A 20,938-nucleotide genomic window follows, 5' to 3' on the forward strand; every position below is an offset into this window, starting at 1 on the left:
GGAAATCAACAGCGGTGTAACACGTAATCTCATTGTTCGTCTTTAGAGTGTATAGATTTTGTTTTGTCCCTGCCTCTTTTTTCTATATCATTGAACAAGTGCACGGTCAAATTCAAACACTGTCGATTGACCGGAAGAAGGTTCGAAGTAGGCAAGTACATATTGCTCCTGACCACTTTTGGATTGAATTGTTTCGAGCAAAGTATGTTTATACAGCTCTTTTTCATTCAGGTTCAAGCTCTCGAATCCTTCACCGGCAATGACAGGAGAAGCTAACAGGCTTTGGTAAATGGTTGATCGTTCGTCCTTTGTCAGCTCATGTGTCCACCATGGTTTTCTAGGCTTATATTTCTGATTCTCCAGATAGTCCAGTTTCATCAGACTCTCAATGACTGGAATATGAAAGCTCGTTTCAGTGGATATAAATTCATGCAATCGTCTGAATAAATCCTCTAATTGATGACCGATTCGTGACCACCCTTTGTTTTCCCAGAATGATCCGAATTGCTGGAAGAAATCAAATGGTGTTTCAAAACATTCCGTAACCAAATACTCAATGGTGCGATCCATCCGATGATCGTTCCAATATTTTTCCAATACATCTTCCACTTGCTTGATCCGTACGATATCGTCGAAAGACAATACGTTATTCCCAAGGATCTCATAGGGAGAATGATCCATATACGTATATTGATGATCATTGGCCCGAATTCTTAATCCAGTCCCACGTAACATCTTCAAGAACCCTAATTGTAGCTCTTCAGGTCTCAATTCAAATACATCATTGAAGGTTTTCCTGAAAGAATGATAATCCTCTTCGGGCAGACCTGCGATCAAATCGAGGTGCTGATCAATTTTTCCTCCATCCTTCACCATGGTGACGGTTCTCGTCAGTTTTTTATAATTTTGTTTCCGCATGACAAGGTCATTTGTTTCATCATTTGTAGATTGAATGCCAATTTCAAAACGGAACAGTCCTTGTGGTGCATGTTCGTTCAGGAATTCAATTACTTCCGGCCGCATAATATCTGCCGTGATTTCAAATTGAAAGACAGTACCCGGCAAGTGCTCATCAATGAGAAATTGAAACATCTCCATTGCGTAGCTTCGGCTAATATTAAAGGTACGATCCACAAACTTGATGGTTTTTGCACCATGCTTCATCAAATAGCGGATATCTTCTTTTACCTTCTCACGATCAAAGTAGCGTACGCCCACTTCAATAGATGATAGGCAGAACTGACATCGGAAAGGGCATCCTCTGCTTGTCTCGATATAGGTCACGCGTTTGCCAAGCTGAGGCAAATCTTCCTGAAAACGAAAAGGAGAAGGGACGTCCCGTAAATCGATTTTATTTTGTTGGGGCTTGATGACTGGTTTTCCTTCAGATAAATATGCCACTCCATGTACTTTGGACCAATCCCGGTCACCATTAAGCTGATCCAATAATTGTTTAAAGGATTCTTCCCCTTCACCTATGACGATAAAGTCAACGTCTACGAGGCGCTCAAGCCAATAAGGAACATCATATGTCACCTCTGGACCTCCGAGGATGATCGTAACCTCAGGCATGATTTTCCGGAGAATCTTAATAACCCTAATGGTTTCTTCTATATTCCAAATGTAGCAGCTGAAACCTATGATGTCAGGCTTTTTTGAAAATAAGTCGGTAGCAATATTTAGAGTTGGATCTTTGATGGTGTATTCAGAGAGCTCTATTTCATGTTCGGGCTCTGCGTAAGCCTTTAAACAGCGAATGGCTAAATTTGTGTGAATATATTTTGCATTTAAAGTACTTAAGACGACTTTCTTCATTAATAATCTCCTCTATTCTAAATCAATCCGGCGCTCAGCCATATGAATTTCTTTTACTATATGGTAGATGACCAAAGATGTTCGTACATCATACTGATTATCATTTTATCGAAGCTTGCGAAAAAGCTCAATGTTTGTCTAAAATGAATTTAAATTTCTTGTAACTATTAGAAGGAATTTTAGGAAATTGTGCGAATAATATTAAGTAAATAATAGTTTTTTGAAAATTGTGTTAGATGGAAGCTAGTCTGCCTGATTTAAGAGAATAGTTTAACAAGAAAAGGGACTGACCCGTGCATACAATTGGGTCAGCCCTTTCTACTGAAGTTTATCTTGTTTTTATTTCCCTTTTGGAAAGCAGTTTCTGCAATTTTGTTGATTTAAACTCTATGATAGGCTGAGTGATGCTGGTAAAGAATTTCGTTGAAAAGAGCATCGTTAGCACGAAAGATACCCCGAGTAACAAAAGCAAGCTTGTAGTAGGGTCAATCGTGTCCTTAAGTTGGCTTTCACGGAATAAACGTATGAGAAAACCATGGAGCAAGTAAACATAGAGAGTATTTTTCCCCCATTTAGTGAAAAATTGTCTCTTTGTAGGCACGAATGTAAAAAAGCTGAAAATCATCACGATGTTTAGTAAGTAAACAGCTGCCCTGACTGCCATACTGAAAGTGTTATTCCATGCGAAGTCCCCATAAGGTTTGGAACCGAGCAACCACTTATCTGAGAATTCAGGGACAAAATACATTCCCAAAAATACGAGTACAAATAATGAACCTGCCACTAAACGGGCTTTATTCGTTTTAAAATATTCGAAGTGCTCCTTTTCCATATAATATCCCATAAGGAAAAGCGGGAAGAAGACAAATGTTCTGGAAAGGCTCAAATAATTTGAAATGACATCTGCAAATCCCACGATTAGTCCAAGGGAGAAAGCCACTGTCAGGCCGATTCCCGGCTTAAACTTAAACCACTTGATGAAAGCATAAAGCAAAGCGTTCCAACAGAATAGACTTATAAGGAACCATAATGACCAGTGTGGATTGAGCGGATCAACCTCGAATGTTGATTCCTTATAAAGAAAGTGATAATACACTGTGTAGATTAATTGAAACACAATGTAAGGGAGTATCAGCTTTTTTGCAAGTTTTTGGATATACCCCTTTTTATAGAACCCTTTTGCGAAAAATCCTGCCACAAGAATGAAAGCCGGCATATGAAAGGTGTATATTGTTTTATACAAAGAAAGGATAAATGGGTCACTTTCAATATAGGACCGGATAATATGTCCAAATACCACTAAAAAGATCAAAATGAATTTGGCATTGTCGAAGTAATAGTCGCGCTGTTTCATATCTTCACCATCTTTTAGAATAGTTTAATCCTCATTCATTCTTACCCTAGGATACAATGAGCAAAACATGAATTTCATTGTTAATTATCACCAAAAGTATGGGAAGCTATGCGAATTCTATAAAGAGTTAAGCCAATGGTCGTCTTTTAAAATAGTAGGGGGATGAAGAAATGACTAATAGCAGTAAATTAAAGAAAGAGCAAAACGAGGAACAATGTCATCCCATCGATAGGGAAATTTGCCTAGCTTCACCCATGCCGATGCTTGTCATCAATCATGAGTTGAAAATCGTTTATGCCAACCCCGAGGCATGTGACACCCTGCAAATAAGTGATGAAAATGCAGTCGGAAAGCTGTTCAGCATATTTTTCTCCTCTGTACCAGCTCCTATCGTGACCCATTATAAAGAAGTGATGGAAACAGGGAAAACATTAGAGGATGAAACTCTGATGAACGTCAATGACAATAAAATTATTCATGTTGAGTTATTGCTTAAAAAATCGACCATTTCTCCCAATGCATATTTATACTTCAAGGATGTAACGGAACTGAAGGAGAAGGAGCGCAAAGATCATTTGAACGTGCATTTATTATCTAACATTTTTCAAAATGCATCAGAAGGGATCGTCTTATTCGATATTGATGGTAATATCAATGATGTAAACCATGCCTTTAGTTTACAAGTAGGACTCGATAAGGAAGAGATCACCTCCAGGAATATCAGCTCTTTCATTCCGGAGAATGCTCACTATAAGATCGATAAGATTAAAGAATTGATATCTCAGAACAAAAAAGCCCGCGGTGAAATTCCGATCAAGAAATCTCAAAGCATTTCAATCGTGGAATTCACGACAAGTCCATATGTTCATCACAAACTTCACATGGCCATCCTTAGAGATGTCACGGAGAAAAGGCAGATGGAAATTCAACTCAAGCGAAATGAAGAGTTGTTCAAGGGGCTGTTTGAGGAAGCAATTGATGCCATTGTATTATGGGATCAAGACGGCAGGGTTCTTAAAGCGAACTCATCTGCCCTGAAGATATTCGAGTGTACCCTATCCGAACTCCTTTCAAAAAAAATCAGGGACTTCGTGTATCCTCTAGAAAGCCAAAAATTCGATTTGGTCATGGAACAATTGAACAGAAGCGGAGCAGTGCGGGATGAGGTATTGTTCCTCATGCCAAACAACCAGCTGAAGCATCTGGAATTCACATCCAAACTTCACTCCGTTGATGGATATAATATGACGATATTTCGTAATGTCAGTGAACGGTATCAAATGGAGAAGGAATTACGAGAAAGCGAAGAACGGTTCCGGAAAATTTTCGAAGGGTCTTTGGACGGATTGCTGCTGACGAATCATAATTATGTTGTTGTAGATGCAAATCCTGAAGTGAGTAAAATCATCAACATGGAAAAAGATCAGCTCATCGGTAAGGATGTTCGGGAAATATTGAATATAGAGCCTGGTGAAGAATCGTATGATGAATATTTGCAGCAGTTGAAAGAGGACGGTCAAGCGACGTTTTTAAAGACGTTAACTTCATATAGGGAAAGAGTTCAATATGTAGAGCTATCATCTAAATATAATTTACTTTCCAACCTGAATTTAACTATCATCCGTGACATTACAGATCAGATTGAAATGCAGGAACAATTAAGAAAATCAGATACATTAAGTGTTGTGGGGGAACTTGCTGCAGGGATCGCCCACGAGATCAGGAACCCGATGACCGCACTTAAAGGGTTCATTCAACTGCTGGAAAACAGCGTGGGCAAAGATCATGAAATGTACTTTAATGTTATCACTTCTGAATTTCAGCGAATTGAGTCGATCATTACGGAATTTCTGGTACTGGCAAAGCCTCAGGCAATCCAATTCCAGGAAACGGATTTAATCAAAATCATGAAGGATACGGTTGAATTATTAAGTGCCCAGGCAGTCATGCATAATGTTCAGTATGAGGAAAATTATCAGGTGAACCTGCCGTCTATCGTAGCTGAACCCAATCAGTTAAAGCAGGTATTCATCAATGTGATTAAGAATGCCATTGAAGTAATGTCAGGTGGCGGGGTCATTTCAATCAGCATCAAGGAAACAGCAGAAGAAATGATTCATATCGAAATCAAGGACCAGGGAGGCGGGATCTCAAAAGATAAAATAAAAAAGCTTGGTGAACCCTTTTATACAACAAAGGAACGAGGGACTGGACTTGGCCTGATGGTAAGCTTTAAAATTATTAAAGAGCATAAAGGAAGCGTCCAGGTTGAGAGCATGGTTGGAGAAGGGACCATCTTCCATATTTATTTGCCAAAATCATAAAGGAGTCCTTTAAAATGTCGTTTCATTCAATCACTATTGCTAGTCCCATCGGGAACCTTAAGCTTTCTGCAGATCAAAATCAATTGCTTTCTGTGCAGTTCGTTGAAGAAGAAGTATCCAATGAAGCGGATCATCCCATTCTTCTAAAGGCGAAGGAACAGCTGCATGAATTTTTTAATGGGGAAAGGAGAGTATTTGATCTTCCTCTGAAAATAGAAGGAACAGACTTTCAATTGGAAGTATGGAATGCCCTTCAAGACATCCCATATGGTGAAACCTGTTCGTATCAAGATTTAGCAGAAACCGTTCGTAGACCTAAAGCCGTGCGGGCAGTTGGACAGGCGAATAAAGCAAACCGGTTCCCCATCATCATCCCCTGTCACCGAGTCATCGGGAAGAATAAGAAACTCACAGGCTATGCAGGTACGCAAATCGATAAAAAAGAAATCTTATTGTCACTGGAAAGTTAAGGAAAACAGATATAATCCCCTGGGATTATATCTGTTTTTTTTTATGCATCTTGCACCAGTTACCACAGACTTGATGAATCTTTCTGAAAAAACAGATTGATTCTTTCACCTGTTTAGATTATCATCTAATTAGATGATAATCTAATTATAAAAAGGGGTGGCAACTTTTGCAGCTTAGTAAACAGGTGGCTTTTCATAAAACAATGGGGGATCCGACCCGTATTAAGATTGTCTACTTACTGGCAGAAGAAAACCTGCACGTAGGGGCCATTGCGGGGAAACTTGGGCTTACGGCACCCACAATCTCCCATCATTTGACGAAGCTTAAAGAATGCAATCTTGTCTATTCAAGACGGGAGAAAAACACGATTTACTATTTTCTGAATAAAAAAGTACTAAATCATCACGGGGATGTTCTTCACAGATTTGCTCATGAAGAGAAAGGGGAAAGAACGTTGACAGAACAACTAATGAAAGAGAAACAGAAAGTGAAAAATAATTTCCTGGAGAAAAATGGACGGATCAAGACCATTCCTTCACAACAAAAGAAAAAACTATTCATACTCGAACATATGGTGGAGGGACTCAAAGTGGGTGAAAAGTATGAGGAAAAAGAATTGAATGAATATATTCAACAATTCCATGAAGACTTTGCCACATTAAGGAGAGAATTCATCATCCATCAGTTCATGTACCGTGAAAATGGCATATACGAGGTGAATCCGAGGGAAATGTGGGCTTCTACCAAGCTGATATAACCGGATAGATAGGGGAAAAGAGAAGGTGAAGTCCCTTCTCTTCTTTAAATTACTCCAATGGCACGTCCTATGCTTTCTTCAAAGTCAGGATACAACACTCCTTTTTCTGTGATGATACCAGCAATCAACTCATTCGAGGTCACGTCAAAGGCGGGATTATAAACTGGGACATTTTCTGGGGCGATGATGGAGCCTGCCATCGTCGTGATTTCTTCACGTGCTCTTTCTTCTATGGGGATATCCTCACCTGTCTTAGAGTCCAGATCAAACGTGGAGGAGGGAGCAGCCACATAAAAAGGAATACTGTAATGGCTACATAGAATGGCAAGCATCGATGTTCCGATTTTATTTGCAGTATCCCCATTTGCAGCTATACGGTCAGCGCCGACTATCACCGCTTCCACTCCTTTCTCCTTGATAGTATGAGCGGCCATGCTGTCGGTAATAAGGGTCACGTCAACACCTGACTGCTGAAGTTCCCAAGCAGTCAGACGAGCACCCTGAAGCACTGGCCGAGTTTCACAGGCGAACACTTGAAACCCGATCCCTTTCTCCCTTCCTAAGTGAAAAGGGGAGAGTGCAGTTCCATATTTACTTGTGGCAATGCTTCCGGCATTGCAAATGGTCATAACCTTACGCTTATCATCCAATACTGTCAGGGCAAACTCCCCGATCATCCTGCATACCTCCTCATCCTCTGTATGAATCTGGATAGCTGTATGAATCAAATCGGTCTTTGCTTCATTTACGGTTTGTACATGTTCCAGTACTTTATCCAGGCGGTTCAATGCCCAGAATAAATTGACAGCAGTCGGCCTTGAATCTGCAAGGTATTTTTTATCACGTGTGAAAAGGCTCATGAACTCTTTCAGATTTTCTGTGTCATATTGACTTGCGGCTAGAGCGAGCCCGTATGCCGCAGTGATCCCGATTGCCGGTGCCCCCCTTACTTTGAGTGAGACAATCGCTTCATAATATTCATGCAGATTTCTAAGTTTAAGATATTCAACTACATTTGGCAGCTTTTGTTGATTAAGGATCAGTAAATGATCTTCATGCCACTCGAGTGAGGTTGGTATGGTAAGTGTTTGTGTCATGAGTATCTCCTTTTCATTCAGAATGTGACCGTACAATCGTCAGAAGTTCCTCGATCGATTGAATATCCATACGGTTTATAATGAGTCTTTTTCCAATGTTCAAACAGGCCCGTTTTGCTTTTAGCCTACGTTCCTTACAACTGATGCTCTCCAGGTCATCCACATGTGCAAGACCGATCGTCCTTCTGATACATTCACATCCTGCAAAGCCGATGCTGTCCCGGAAACTTTTCTCCAATACATATTCAAGATACCCATCGACTTTCGTATAGGCATCTCCACTCTCTTTCCAATGTCCCGCGAACGTTGAAGAGAAAACGTGCCAAGTATTTTTGATAGTATCAAGAATGGTTTCTTTTTCTTCAGGATTTGAGACTACTTGGAAAATGAGGTTGGCAATAAATTGACCTATATCGAAACCAATTGGTCCATAAAATGCAAATTCCGGGTCGATCACTTTCGTTTGGCAGGTATCGACAAATATACTGCCCGTATGAAGATCCCCGTGCAGCAGTGCTTCGCCTTCAGTCAAGAAGCTCTTCTTTAATTTTGCCACCTCGAGTTTCACCTTGAAATCATCCCATAATTGTTGAACATCCTCGGTTAGTTCTTCCTCATAGTCATTAGTTTCGCTATTAAAGAAAGGATCCGTGAAAACAAGGTCTTCGGTAATTTTACATAGTTCAGGATTTGAAAATTCCTTCACATATTCCTTTTTCTTAAAGGGATGTAAGGCATAATCCGATGTGAAATACAATGTATTCCCGAGAAATGTCCCTATATCCTCTGATAGCTTAGGATATTTGCTTCCTTGGATTAGGCCTGTGCGAGCAATTGTGAGTTTGCTTAGATCCTCCATCACGGTAATGGCTAGTGCTGGATCAGAATAATATACTTCCGGTACGAGGTCTCCAACAAATGACCTCTGAAGATTTAGGGCACTCGCTTCAATCCTTGCCCTCTCGATAGTCAGGGGCCAGCTTTCACCAACAACTTTTGCATAAGGAAGAGCTTGTTTGATGATGATCCCTTTATCTGTACTCCGTTCAACTACATGAAAGACCAGATTCAGGTTTCCATCTCCGATTTCTTCACAAGTTAATTGAGAAGCATCATCAAAAATTTTTAGACGTTTGGCCAACGCTATGGCAGATAGTTCAGTAAGTGGTTGATACGTATTGAGTTTGGTGAGTGCCATTGTATTTCCTCCTATTGATGCACCTTTTGGGGTGTGATGGAGGCTTTTCCGGGGCAATAGAAAAGCCTCTTCCATGTTTGAAAGAGGCTTGAAGATTCATCTTCGTCGCCTCTTATCTCTCAGAAAGACTATCTTTCTGTTGGAATTAGCACCGTGCCTTACTGGATTGATCAATCCGGCGCATAGAGCGCCCCGTTTTTCAACGGTATGATGGTCGGTTGCTGGGCTTCATAGGGCCAAATCCCTCAGCCAGCTCTTGATAAGAGTTGCGTACACTATTTAATTAATTTTCAGAATGTTTCATTTGAATTGAATAGTACCATTGAAGTATTTTCCATGTCAATGATTTTTTGAAATTAATAGAAATCCGGTCTCCGATCCTGGAAGATGGGAATTTTCCTACGGACTTCTTCTACCTCTTGCAGATCGATTGCGGCTGAAACCAGTTGTTCTGTGTGAGTACCTTGAGCAAGGATTTTGCCCCAAGGGTCAATGATGAGGGAGCACCCTCCAAACTCATTGTCAGGATCATGACCAACACGGTTGCAGGCGATAACAAAGCATTGATTTTCGATCGCACGTGCCCTTAAGAGTGTTTGCCAGTGATCGATTCTTGCTCGCGGCCACTCAGCAACCACATAAACAACCTTGGCTCCCAATAGTACATGCTTTCTGAACCATTCTGGAAAACGGATGTCGTAACAAATGAGTCCAGCCATTTTTGTATCATCAAGAGTAAACATTCCGTCCTCATGTCCTGGAAGTAAATAAAGATGTTCATCCATCAGTTTAAACAGGTGAAGTTTTGAATACTGTTTGACCAACTGTCCGTTAGAATCAACGGCTAAAAGTGTATTTTTTACCCCTTCTTTCGTTTTGTTCGCAACAGATCCACCTATGATATGTATTGAATATTTTTTTGAAAGGGAAGTAAGGTAGGAAGAGGAATCCTTTGCTTCTTCATCTGCAATTTCATCCATCCTTGTAAGGTCATAGCCTGTTGTCCACAGCTCGGGAAGAACGACTGTATGACAGCCATCATCTTTTGCTTTTTTGACCCAATGTTCTACTTTTCCTTTGTTTTCTTCTGGACGCCCATATGCGATGTCCATTTGGGCGAGTCCGATCTTTTGAATCATTATCTTCACCTCATGTACTTTTTTGAATATATTCCTTTACATTCTTTATTCTTCGTTATATCATTTGTGACTAGAATTTGAAAGTAATTAATTTTCAAAAAATAAGTAGGTGAGTGTATGAAAAACTTTAAAAAGGCAGCACGTTTGGAGTTACTGCCTCAACAATTTTTCGCATCACTGGCAGGAACAGTGAATGCTGCGATGAAAGAGGGGCATGACGTCATTAACTTAGGCCAGGGAAACCCGGATCAGCCGACGCCCCGGCATATCGTGGAAAAATTGACAGAAGCTGCAGCTTCTCCGATCAACCATAAATATCCTCCATTTCGAGGGTTAACGTCCTTTAAAGAGGCTATTTCTTCATTCTACTTCCGTGAATACGGGGTTAAGGTCGATCCGGAAACAGAAGTAGCCGTCCTGTTTGGGGGAAAAGCAGGGCTAGTTGAAATCCCCCAATGCTTATTGAATCCAGGTGACGGGGTATTAGTACCCGATCCAGGTTATCCGGATTATGTATCAGGTGTGGCTTTGGCGGAAGCTGAGATGATCAAGATGCCCCTGAAGGAAGAACATGGATTTCTACCTGATTATCGCATTCATTCCAGCGAGGAATTAGAAAAGACCAAATTGATGTTCCTCAACTATCCCAATAATCCTACTGGAGCAACCGCAACTGCATCATTTTTCGAAGGGACAGTGGAATTTGCGGCACAGCATGATATTTGTGTGGTCCACGACTTTGCCTATGGCGCGATTGGATTCGATGGCAAAAAGCCCATAAGTTTTCTGCAAACAGAAGGTGCCAAGGACGTAGGGATAGAGATTTATACGTTATCCAAAACGTATAATATGGCCGGTTGGAGAGTCGGTTTTGCCGTTGGGAATAAGAGTGTCATTGAAGCGATCAATCTCCTGCAGGATCATTTATACGTCAGTCTGTTCGGGGCGATTCAAGAAGCAGCCACAACGGCTTTATTAAGTTCACAGAATTGCGTGGCCGAACTGGTTGCAACATACGAAGATAGAAGGAATCTATTAATCTCCGGACTTCAGGAAATAGGCTGGGAAGTAAAAGCACCACAAGGTTCCTTCTTTGCATGGCTGAAGGTGCCTGAAGGATTCACATCCGTGGAGTTTTCCACCTATTTACTTGAAACTATACACGTTGCTGTGGCACCGGGTGTAGGATTTGGAGAATTCGGGGAAGGGTACGTCCGAGTTGGACTATTAACCTCACACGATCGTATTAAAGAAGCGATTTCCCGTATAGAAAATTTAGAATTATTTCACAAAGGGGATTGACAGCAACCGGAAATGGTGCAATAATCCAACTGAATTATTTAATAATGAAATTCTTATCAAGAGCAGGCGGAGGGACCAGCCCTATGAAGCCCGGCAACCGACTTTTTTAAGCACGGTGCTAATTCTTGCAGCCAATGAGCTGACAGATAAGAAAGAGTGATGATTGAAAACCTCTTCTTATCGGGAAGGGGTTTTTTTGTTGTAAGGGAGATTAAGGGCAAGCGTGGAGAATATCTGTAAGGAGGAAGAAATACATTGAGTGAAGTGATTGCAACATATGAAATAAAAGGGAAATCAGGTTCGTTTGAAAAAAAAGCTGAAGGAATCGCTCTTGGATTAACAGTCGGTTCATGGACGGACTTACCACTTCTGGAACAAGAACAATTACGCAAGTACAAGGGGAGGGTAGTTTCCGTCAGTGAGTCCGAAAGGGAAGATGGTACAAGTGGTTTGGTGCAGATTGGTTATCCGGGTCATAATTTTTCAAATGATCTACCGGCTGTCCTAACTACCGTTTTCGGGAAGCTGTCTCTGGATGGTGAAGTGAAATTAGTAGATTTAGAGTTTTCCGATGATCTTAAAAAGACTTACCCTGGACCGCGGTTTGGTATTGATGGCATCAGGGAGTTAACGGGTGTAAAGGAAAGGCCATTACTGATGAGCATTTTTAAAGGCGTCATCGGCAGGGATCTCTCATACTTGGAAAACCAACTAAAAGCACAGGCATTGGGTGGCGTCGACGTTGTAAAAGATGATGAAATTCTCTTTGACAATCCTCTCACACCATTTACTGAAAGAATCAAGACTGGGAAAAGAGTGTTACAGGAAGTGTTTGAGGAATTTGGTAAGAGAACACTATATGCCGTGAATCTTACAGGGCGAACTTCTGAATTAAGGGGAAAAGCTAAAAAGGCGCGAGAACTTGGGGCGGATGCCCTTCTATTCAATGTCTATTCCTACGGCCTTGATGTTCTCCAGGAATTGAGGGAGGATCCGGACATCTCCCTGCCGATCATGGCTCACCCTGCATTTGCCGGAGCAGTGGCTGCCTCGCCATCGTATGGTGTCAGTTATTCCTTATGGCTGGGCAAATTTCTTCGAATGACCGGTGCTGATTTTTCACTGTTTCCTTCTCCTTATGGGAGTGTCGCATTGAAGAAGGACCTGGTTCTATCCATTAGCAAAGAATTGACCAGGGAAGATCCTTTCTTCAAGAGAGTATTGCCTGTCCCTTCTGCCGGAATTCATCCGGCCCTTGTGCCGCTCTTGGTGAAAGATTTTGGTCTTGACTGTGTCATTAATGCAGGAGGCGGAATACATGGGCATCCGGATGGGGCAATCGGTGGCGGACAGGCATTCCTGCAAGCGATGGATGCCGTAATGGGAGGTGTGACTCTGCGGGAGGCTGCGGAAACTCATAGTGAGCTTCATAAAGCGCTATCCCTGTGGGGAGAAGAGGTGAAAGTATAATGACGCGTCCGATCATCTTTTGTGATTTTGATGGAACGATCACAGAAACCGATAATATCATCTCGTTAATGAAAACCTTTGCCCCACCGGAATGGGAGGCGATTAAAGATGACATCTTAGATCAGACCCTATCCATAAAAGAAGGAGTGAGCAGGTTATTCTCACTCATACCTTCATCAAAGAAAGAGGATATGGTTCAGTACTTAAGAGATTCAGCTGTCATACGTGAAGGTTTTGAGGAATTTGTGGATTATACGGCAAAGCACGGAATTCCTTTGTACATCGTAAGCGGCGGCCTCGATTTCTTTGTTCATCCCTTGCTGGAAGCATACGGTCCTTTTCATGGAGTCTATTGTAATGAAGCGAGCTTCAATGATTCAACCATTTCCATCCTTTGGCCCCATCCCTGTGATGAACAATGTGGAAGTGGGGGATGCGGTTGTTGTAAACCATCGATTCTTAGAACTTTGTCTTTATCCGAAGGTTCGAAGGTCTTCGTCATCGGGGATTCAGTCACAGATCTTGAGATGGCAAAACTGGGAGACACAGTGATGGCAAGGGACTTTCTTGCAGAAAAATGCATGGAAAATGGAATTCCCTTCATACACTTCGAAACCTTTCATGACTGTAAGGAAGCCCTTGAGAAAGAAGGAGTGGTAAGATGAAACATTATCACGAACAATGGGAAGAACTTGCTGAAATAAAAAGAGAATTAGCAGACAGGGACTGGTTTATGGGGACAAGCGGGAACCTTGCCATGCGAGTCGGTTCTGCTCCTGCCACTTTCCTCGTGACGGCAAGCGGTAAGGATAAAAGGAAGCATACAAAAGAAGACTTTCTCCTTGTAAATGCACGCGGTGAGGCGATGGAAGATACTCAATTGCGACCTTCAGCCGAAACGCTTCTGCACAGTCATGTCTTCACAGGAAGCTCAGCAGGCTGCAGCCTGCATGTACATACAGTCGCGAATAACGTGATCAGTGAATTGTATGGGGAGGCTGGTGTGATCACCATTAGAAACCAGGAACTGATTAAGGCGTGGGATAAATGGGGGGAACATGATTCCCTGGAGATACCAATCATTCAAAATCATGCACATATTCCAACTCTGGGAGATGAATTTCAACCTCATGTTAAAGAAGATAAAGGGGCAGTGCTCATTCGAAACCACGGCATTACGGTATGGGGACGAACCGGTTTTGAAGCTAAAAAACTATTAGAAGCTTGTGAGTTTTTGTTTCAATATAAACTCACTCTTTTATCTTTCGGCAGCAATCAATCCATTATTAAAGGAGGAGTCACATCATGACGACAATTAAAATCCAGGGAGAAAACCAAGTCATTGAAAATCAAGAAGAGGTAGTAAAGTATTTAAGTGAACAGGGAGTCATTTATGAACATTGGAACATCGGTAAACTGGATGAAAGCCTCCATGACAAATATGTATTGACGGAAAGTGATAAAGAACAAATATTGTCTGCATTTAAAGATGAAATAGAAGACATTTCAGGAAGAAGGGGATATCAGGCATGGGATATCATCTCCCTGTCGGAAGAGACACCCAATCTTGAAGAACTATTAAAGAATTTCCAACAGGAACATCATCATACAGATGATGAAGTCCGCTTCATCGTTAATGGGCATGGAGTATTTGTCATTCAAGGAAGTGACGGGGGTTTCTTTGAAGTACATCTGAATCCGGGTGACTTGATTTCCGTTCCTGAAAATATCCGCCACTACTTCACCTTAAACGATGATAAGAAAGTAGTCGCAGTCCGGATTTTCGTAACCAGTGAAGGATGGGTGCCAATCTATTAATCAACTATCATGATGATGCTTGGACAAAAAGGATTTTAGACAAAGTTATTGAGACTGGGACAAAAGGGTTTTAGATAAAGAAATATCCGAACGAGTAATCTGATAAAAATCTAACTCGTTCGGATTTTTAATTTTTAAAATCCATGTATTTAGCTGGTTCTAGCTGTTGATTGGAGTGCAAGACGAAGACTCCTGCGGGAAAAGCGGAATAGGTGAGACCCCGCAGGAGCGCAAGCTGTGAGGAGGCTCGCCTTCCGCCCGAGGAAAGCGAAGTCTTGCACGGAATCGGGCAGCGGTGTAACACGTAATCTCATTGTTCGTCTTTAGAGTGTATAGATTTAGTTATGTCCCAGCCTCTTTTTATCTTTAGTTATTAAGTTGTTTTCCTAAAGATTTTTAGATTTGGACAGGCTTAACTTTTGGCGAATAATGTCAAATAAAGAAACATTACTAGTTATTTTGTCTTGTTTTGCGAATCTATTTACTTTTCTGATAATACTTGCGATAATTCTCAAGTAACGATTTTACTTTATAAAGACTAGGAGATAAAAAGGAGTTTAGTAGAAAATGGGTCGCCTATTAAAACAAAAATGGTTATTAATGAGAATCAGTCAAAAACGCTCAGAAATGATTTCCCTTGGAGGTAGCCTCGGACTTTGTGCGGAGGAGACAATCAAATGCAGCCAGCAATTGGACCAGCTTTTAAACGATTATGAAAAGTGCAAACATAATGTTGTGCCATTCACATCTCAGGAATCATCAAGTGAATTCGGTCAGTACATTAAAAGTTTATTAAAACGCACTGCATCGTGACCACTCATCAAGATCTCCCCATCATTCAAGGTTTACAAGAGAGAGAACCTTCGAACATTCCCACTTTCACATCTGGACAAACATTCTAATTTGTCGTAATTTCAAAAACAGAAGGGACGGTGCGCACGCACCGTCCCTTCTGTTTTATCCATGATCGGATTCTGGAATTTGACAAAGAAAGCATTTATTTGTATAATATTTTGAAACTGAGATATTTATTTTTAAAGGAATGAATGCCATGAACCAAACTCAGGATTCAAAACAATCATTGAAGCTTTTCATAGTCCTGTCAAGAGCTTTTAAAGCCTTGAATGAAGAGATAAATAAGAATATTCAAGAGAATGGATTAAATCCCACTGAATTTGCCGTCCTGGAGCTCCTCTATCATAAGGGAGATCAGCCCCTGCAGCAAATAGGCGGAAAGATCCTGTTAGCATCCGGCAGTATTACCTATGTAGTCGATAAGCTGGAACAAAAAGGCTACCTTAAGCGTGTCGCGTGTCCTAAGGATCGTCGTGTGACCTATGCTCAGATCACTGAAAAGGGCAGAGAGTTAATCGATGATATATTCCCTAATCATGAAGAGCGGATTCACGAATTGATGTCTGCTTTATCTCCTGATGAAAAAGAAGAAACAATACAAATGCTCAAAAAGTTGGGACTATCCATTAAAGATCTGTCCTATTAAGCTCCATTAACCAACCTGCCCTGTCTATTCTAGATGGGGCTTTTTTTTTGCAATAACAAATGATCAATTCTGTCCATTAACAGGAGAATCGGAATGTGAAGTCGAATAACTATATTCGGGATAAATTTAAGAGGAGGCACAATTTATGAAGTTTGAAGATTTTACATATGAAAGACCAAACCTGGAAGAGATTAAACCGGTTTTCGAGGAGGTTCTCCAGAAATTCAAAGCTGCTTCGGATGTCTCTGGACAAGTGGAAGCCATTAAGGAAATCAATGAAATCCGGCATAACATCGATACGATGCAGAACATTTGCTACATCAGACATTCCATTGATACAAATGATGCCTTTTACAAAGAGGAGCAGGAGTACATCGATGATATGATGCCTGAAGTTTCAGGTATGGTGACGGAATATTACCGGGAGCTCGTGAATTCTCCATTTCGTCAAGAATTGGAAGATAAGTGGGGAAAGCAGTTGTTTTCTCTTGCAGAAAGTGAAATCAAGACGTTTTCCCCTGAAATCATCACATTGCTTCAAAAGGAAAATAAGCTGTCTTCCCAATATACAAAATTAATGGCGTCTGCGAAGATTCCATTTGAAGGAGAAGAGCGCACATTGGCTCAGATGGGACCCTTCACACAATCGGTGAACAGAGGTACAAGGAAAGATGCGGCCATGGCCACCATCTCTTTCTTCGAAGAAAACCAGGAAGAGTTAGATCGTATATTCGATGAATTGGTCAAACTCCGCCATAAGATAGCGACTACATTAGGATACAAAAACTTTGTGGAACTGGGTTACTATCGTATGACGAGAACGGATTATACACCTGATATGGTGAAGGTGTTCCGTGATCAGGTGAAGGAGCACATCGTACCTCTTTCTACAGAGCTGAAAGAAAGACAAGGAAAGCGGATCGGTATCGACTCCATGAAATTTTATGATGAAGGATTTAAATTCACATCGGGAAATGCAGCTCCTAAAGGCGACCCTCAGTGGATAATTGAAAACGGTAAGAAAATGTACGAAGAGTTATCACCTGAGACAAAGGAATTCTTTGATTTCATGATTGAGGCGAACCTTATGGATCTGGAAGCGAAGAAAGGGAAAGCGGGAGGAGGATATTGCACGTATATCGCCAATTATGAATCACCATACATCTTCTCGAACTTTAATGGGACGTCCGGGGATATCGATGTGTTGACCCATGAAGCCGGTCATGCCTTCCAAGTGTACTCAAGCCGAGGATTTGATATACCGGAATACATCTGGCCAACGTATGAGGCTTGTGAGATACATTCCATGAGTATGGAATTCTTCACTTGGCCGTGGATGAAATATTTCTTTAAAGAGGATACGGATAAGTATCAATTTTCTCATCTGAGTGAAGCACTGCAATTTCTTCCATACGGTGTTGCTGTCGATGAATTCCAACATTTTGTGTATGAAAATCCAGAGGCCACTCCTGCTGAACGCAATGCAGCATGGAGGAGGATCGAGAAAGAGTATTTGCCCCATAAGGACTATGACCATGTTTCATATTTGGAAAGTGGAGGGTTCTGGCAGCGTCAATCCCATATATACAATTCACCTTTCTACTATATTGACTATACATTGGCTCAAATTTGTGCTTTTCAGTTCTGGAAGAAAATGAATCTTGATCGAGAAGGAGCATGGGATGATTATGTCGCCTTATGTAAGCTGGGTGGCAGCCGTTCTTTCACGGAATTAGTGGAAGCAGCTGATTTAGACTCCCCATTCCGGGAGGGAACAGTCCAAAAAGTGATTGAACCGATCAGGCAATGGTTAAATGGGATAGATGATACATCCCTGTAAATGATATTTGGCAGCCGTACTTGTTGCGGCTGCTTTTCTTATGTCCTCACATTCTATACCGGCTGATTTCTAAGAGAATTATCTACTTTTGCTTCTGTTTTTCCCTGCTTGTACATAAGGTGAATTAGAAGGTGTCAGAGGTGATGGGATGAAAAAAATTGCTGGATCGTTTCAGATAGCAGCGGTATATGTAGGAACAGTCATAGGAGCCGGATTTGCCACGGGAAGGGAAATTGTCGAGTTTTTTACCCGATTTGGATTTGTCGGGTTTATTGCCATTTTACTGAGCGGGTACTTATTCATTACGATGGGAACCAAGATCATGCTTAAATCCCATGATATTAAAGCGAAGTCTTTCGAAGAATTTAACGAATACTTATTTGGAAAATGGTTTGCGAGAATCATGAATATCGTAATGATGATCATGCTGATCGGCGTTTCAGCCGTCATGCTTTCAGGGGCAGGAGCCGTTTTCCAGGAGCAGCTCCTATTATCGAAGCAATTGGGCATTCTGTTGACCATCGCTTTGGGTTTTTTCACGATGATGGTGGGCATTAAAGGATTATTTGCTGTAAATACGTTTGTCGTTCCCCTTATGATTGTCTTTAATCTGTTTCTGATGGTGTATTCGGTTCGCCATGCAGCATTTTTAGACGCATTTCTGATGATTCCTCATGCTGAAGATGGCTGGAAATCGGTCGTGGCCCCTTTTTCTTATGTAGCCTTCAATCTCGCCATGGCACAGGCTGTTCTCGTTCCTGTTGCCGGAGAAGTGAAGGATCGGGAAATCATTAAATATGGGGGATATCTTGGGGGATTTTTTCTGACGCTTATTTTAATATCCAGTCATATCACTCTTGTCTTGATTCCGAACGTAACCGATTACCAGATTCCAATGGCGGTCGTGATGAAATCATTTGTATCCGGCTTTTACTTTGTTTATATCCTCATTATTTATGGTGAGATTTTCACATCCGTCATTGGAGGCGTATTTGGTCTTGAGAAGCAATTGAGTAATTATTGGAAGGGCCCTTCGTTGTTGACTTTCACAGGTATTTTCTTGATGATTTATTCATTGAGCTTTTTCGAATACAGTGAACTTTTATCCTATCTGTATCCTCTGTTTGGGTACATGAGTTTGTTATTTATCATTCTTCTATGGATGAAACCGAATAAATAATCATTAAAAAGAGTAAAAAATGTGCCCGCTGCCCATGTTAATAGAGAATAAATATTGAAAAGGGGTGGCAATCATGACACAGTCCAAGCATGAAAAAGAAAGACAGTGGAATGTAAGGAAAGAAGAGCAGCATCCGCACGGAAAAGTTTCTTCGTTCAAGGAACTTTCAGAAGGAAAAAAAGAAAAACAATAATATAAAAACGGATGCTTGACGGCATCCGTTTTTTATTGGCTTAGATCTATGAACCATGATCATGATGATATGCGTCCTCCGTCTTGTACTTCTCGGGAAAATATTTATTTCGGACTTCGTCTTTATCCCAATCACCTTGCCCGCATCCCTTGGCTAGTTCGTCAAGGTGTCTCACGATGTACTGAATATCAAGGTTCTGGAGGCTGTCATAATCAATCCCTTCCAAAATATAATCCTTAAAGGTCCATACCATTTTCTGCGTTTCTTCGCTATTATTTTCACCGATCATTCTCAAGGAGCGGAGGATTTCTGCAATGATGGAAACATCCTGTTTCCCATAATGCCTCAATTGATAAAAGCTTTTGTATAGATGATCGACAAAGGTGGGTTGTTCTAATATGATTCGTACCTGATTTTCATCATCTGTCAAGTAAGAGCTGGGAAGTTTGTGTTTAGCGAGCTTCGATAGAATGATTCCGATCTCTTCGATACAGTTTTTCGCTGTATTGGGATCATTGATGGCGGGGGAAATGGCTCTTAAGGCTATTTCCACAAGCTTCCGGATTCCGAGCTCAATATCTTCCATAGGTTCTTTATCAGGGCCAAGTACAAGGTAGCTAAGATAATCTTCCCCATCTATATCATCTGTCGTAGTCCAGATGGTCATAACGGGGGTTCCTTCAAGTAAGTATTCCCCAGGTGTCTTCACCATACGGACGATACTCTTGTCCTTTCCCGCTTTCTTGATCATTCCTTCTATATCGATTTGTTGTAGATATCCAGATGCTTCACTGTACATCGTAACGGGCTCGGTTTCACTAAAGAAAGATTCATTGAAAGTCGATGGCTCATCTTGGATGGCATTTCTTCTGTATAAGTAACTATTATCAATTTTATTATTTGTCTTGATGGTAATGTTATGGATCAAATTACTAACCTTCACCCAATTAGACACATGATGGACGAAATAAACAAAGACAAATAGACAAATAACCGCAACGATTCCGGCAAATGCAGATGAAATGTATAATTCTTGACCTGATTCATCTTTAAGAAGAACCAGCAGAGTGATGCAGTACACCACACCCGAAACAAAAATGGCAAGCACACGTTGAGTAGGTCGGTCGTTGATGAAATTCTGTAAAGTCCTTGGTGAATACTGGGAAAGAAACGTTGTAAGGACAACCATGATGGTTGAAAAGGTAATGGTCGTCATGGTCATGATGGATGAAGCAATAGTGCTGATGATTGTCATCGATAGGTTGAAATTTGAGAACAACACCTTAGGGAATATCGGGTAGTCATGCTGACTCAACCACCAATCAAAATAAAAGGTGAGGAGAGAAAGCAATAAAGATATCATGGAGAATAAGAATGGGACAAACCAGAAACTTTTTTGGGCTTTATTAAAAATATGTATATTTATATTCATCTCGAGGGATCCACCTTATGAACAGTATGCTATAAGAATATCCTCAA

General features: G+C 41.1%; 19 protein-coding genes and 2 riboswitches. Of the genes, 13 read left to right on the top strand and 6 right to left on the bottom strand.

The genetic code is table 11. The features are described 5' to 3' along the window. Positions 1 to 87: 87 nt before the first annotated feature. Positions 88 to 1,815 (bottom strand): B12-binding domain-containing radical SAM protein, encoded by a 1,728-nt coding sequence (locus tag SLH55_RS05230; RefSeq protein ID WP_219169271.1) that lies wholly within the window; start codon positions 1,813 to 1,815, stop codon positions 88 to 90. 328 nt (positions 1,816 to 2,143) lie between these two features. Further along, positions 2,144 to 3,169: an acyltransferase family protein gene (locus tag SLH55_RS05235; RefSeq protein ID WP_219169270.1), complete on the bottom strand. Its 1,026-nt coding sequence runs from the start codon at positions 3,167 to 3,169 to the stop codon at positions 2,144 to 2,146. A 170-nt stretch (positions 3,170 to 3,339) separates the two neighbouring features. On the opposite strand from SLH55_RS05235, the gene SLH55_RS05240 reads away from it, so the two are divergent. The 3 genes from SLH55_RS05240 to SLH55_RS05250 all read left to right on the top strand — a co-directional run bounded on the left by SLH55_RS05240 (position 3,340) and on the right by SLH55_RS05250 (position 6,721). After that, the gene (locus SLH55_RS05240; protein ID WP_320322878.1) at positions 3,340 to 5,493 is read left to right on the top strand and encodes a PAS domain S-box protein; all 2,154 of its coding nucleotides are present in this window, start codon (positions 3,340 to 3,342) and stop codon (positions 5,491 to 5,493) included. Between the two features lie 14 nt (positions 5,494 to 5,507). Further along, on the top strand, positions 5,508 to 5,963 hold the full coding sequence (locus SLH55_RS05245; RefSeq protein ID WP_219169268.1) for a methylated-DNA--[protein]-cysteine S-methyltransferase: 456 nt from the start codon (positions 5,508 to 5,510) through the stop codon (positions 5,961 to 5,963). A 167-nt stretch (positions 5,964 to 6,130) separates the two neighbouring features. After that, complete coding sequence (locus SLH55_RS05250; protein WP_219169267.1) at positions 6,131 to 6,721, top strand: metalloregulator ArsR/SmtB family transcription factor; 591 nt, start codon at positions 6,131 to 6,133, stop codon at positions 6,719 to 6,721. Between the two features lie 44 nt (positions 6,722 to 6,765). On the opposite strand, the gene mtnA is transcribed toward SLH55_RS05250, so the two are convergent. The 3 genes from mtnA to SLH55_RS05265 all read right to left on the bottom strand — a co-directional run bounded on the left by mtnA (position 6,766) and on the right by SLH55_RS05265 (position 10,155). Further along, positions 6,766 to 7,818 carry an S-methyl-5-thioribose-1-phosphate isomerase gene (gene mtnA, locus SLH55_RS05255; RefSeq protein ID WP_219169266.1) on the bottom strand — a complete coding sequence of 351 codons (1,053 nt, stop codon included), beginning with the start codon at positions 7,816 to 7,818 and terminating at the stop codon, positions 6,766 to 6,768. A 13-nt stretch (positions 7,819 to 7,831) separates the two neighbouring features. After that, a complete protein-coding gene (mtnK, locus tag SLH55_RS05260) occupies positions 7,832 to 9,016 on the bottom strand; it encodes an S-methyl-5-thioribose kinase (RefSeq protein ID WP_320322879.1) in 1,185 nt (394 codons plus the stop codon). 109 nt (positions 9,017 to 9,125) lie between these two features. Beyond that, positions 9,126 to 9,282, bottom strand: a riboswitch (SAM riboswitch). A 90-nt stretch (positions 9,283 to 9,372) separates the two neighbouring features. Beyond that, entirely contained in the window at positions 9,373 to 10,155 is a 783-nt protein-coding gene (locus tag SLH55_RS05265) for a carbon-nitrogen family hydrolase (RefSeq protein ID WP_320322880.1), read from the bottom strand. Between the two features lie 117 nt (positions 10,156 to 10,272). Between SLH55_RS05265 and SLH55_RS05270 the strand changes: the two genes are divergently transcribed. From SLH55_RS05270 to SLH55_RS05315, 10 genes are all read left to right on the top strand, one after another. Further along, positions 10,273 to 11,457, top strand: a complete 1,185-nt coding sequence (locus SLH55_RS05270; RefSeq protein ID WP_320322881.1) for a pyridoxal phosphate-dependent aminotransferase — start codon at positions 10,273 to 10,275, stop codon at positions 11,455 to 11,457. A gap of 50 nt (positions 11,458 to 11,507) precedes the next feature. Further along, positions 11,508 to 11,610, top strand: a riboswitch (SAM riboswitch). A 102-nt stretch (positions 11,611 to 11,712) separates the two neighbouring features. Then, positions 11,713 to 12,927, top strand: a complete 1,215-nt coding sequence (locus SLH55_RS05275) for a 2,3-diketo-5-methylthiopentyl-1-phosphate enolase (protein ID WP_320322882.1) — start codon at positions 11,713 to 11,715, stop codon at positions 12,925 to 12,927. Next, positions 12,927 to 13,592: a 2-hydroxy-3-keto-5-methylthiopentenyl-1-phosphate phosphatase gene (locus tag SLH55_RS05280; RefSeq protein WP_320322883.1), complete on the top strand. Its 666-nt coding sequence runs from the start codon at positions 12,927 to 12,929 to the stop codon at positions 13,590 to 13,592. The genes SLH55_RS05275 and SLH55_RS05280 overlap by 1 nt, the downstream gene beginning before the upstream one ends. Further along, positions 13,589 to 14,236, top strand: a complete 648-nt coding sequence (locus tag SLH55_RS05285) for a methylthioribulose 1-phosphate dehydratase (RefSeq protein ID WP_320322884.1) — start codon at positions 13,589 to 13,591, stop codon at positions 14,234 to 14,236. The genes SLH55_RS05280 and SLH55_RS05285 overlap by 4 nt, the downstream gene beginning before the upstream one ends. Then, positions 14,233 to 14,745 carry a 1,2-dihydroxy-3-keto-5-methylthiopentene dioxygenase gene (locus tag SLH55_RS05290; protein ID WP_219169256.1) on the top strand — a complete coding sequence of 171 codons (513 nt, stop codon included), beginning with the start codon at positions 14,233 to 14,235 and terminating at the stop codon, positions 14,743 to 14,745. Before SLH55_RS05285 ends, SLH55_RS05290 begins: the two co-directional genes overlap by 4 nt. Before the next feature lie 567 nt (positions 14,746 to 15,312). Continuing rightward, a complete protein-coding gene (locus SLH55_RS05295) occupies positions 15,313 to 15,558 on the top strand; it encodes an aspartyl-phosphate phosphatase Spo0E family protein (RefSeq protein ID WP_320322885.1) in 246 nt (81 codons plus the stop codon). A 238-nt stretch (positions 15,559 to 15,796) separates the two neighbouring features. Further along, a complete protein-coding gene (locus SLH55_RS05300; RefSeq protein ID WP_219169254.1) occupies positions 15,797 to 16,246 on the top strand; it encodes a MarR family winged helix-turn-helix transcriptional regulator in 450 nt (149 codons plus the stop codon). A 145-nt stretch (positions 16,247 to 16,391) separates the two neighbouring features. After that, positions 16,392 to 18,086, top strand: a complete 1,695-nt coding sequence (locus SLH55_RS05305) for a M3 family oligoendopeptidase (protein ID WP_320322886.1) — start codon at positions 16,392 to 16,394, stop codon at positions 18,084 to 18,086. Between the two features lie 148 nt (positions 18,087 to 18,234). After that, entirely contained in the window at positions 18,235 to 19,266 is a 1,032-nt protein-coding gene (locus SLH55_RS05310; protein WP_226674484.1) for a hypothetical protein, read from the top strand. A 73-nt stretch (positions 19,267 to 19,339) separates the two neighbouring features. Continuing rightward, a complete protein-coding gene (locus tag SLH55_RS05315) occupies positions 19,340 to 19,459 on the top strand; it encodes a DUF6254 family protein (RefSeq protein WP_219169248.1) in 120 nt (39 codons plus the stop codon). A gap of 46 nt (positions 19,460 to 19,505) precedes the next feature. Here the strand turns inward: SLH55_RS05315 and SLH55_RS05320 are convergent, their stop codons facing one another. Further along, on the bottom strand, positions 19,506 to 20,891 hold the full coding sequence (locus tag SLH55_RS05320) for a DUF2254 domain-containing protein (protein ID WP_320322887.1): 1,386 nt from the start codon (positions 20,889 to 20,891) through the stop codon (positions 19,506 to 19,508). Positions 20,892 to 20,938 lie beyond the last annotated feature (47 nt).

It is taken from the genome of Rossellomorea sp. YZS02 (genome assembly GCF_033963925.1).
Lineage (GTDB): Bacteria > Bacillota > Bacilli > Bacillales > Bacillaceae_B > Rossellomorea.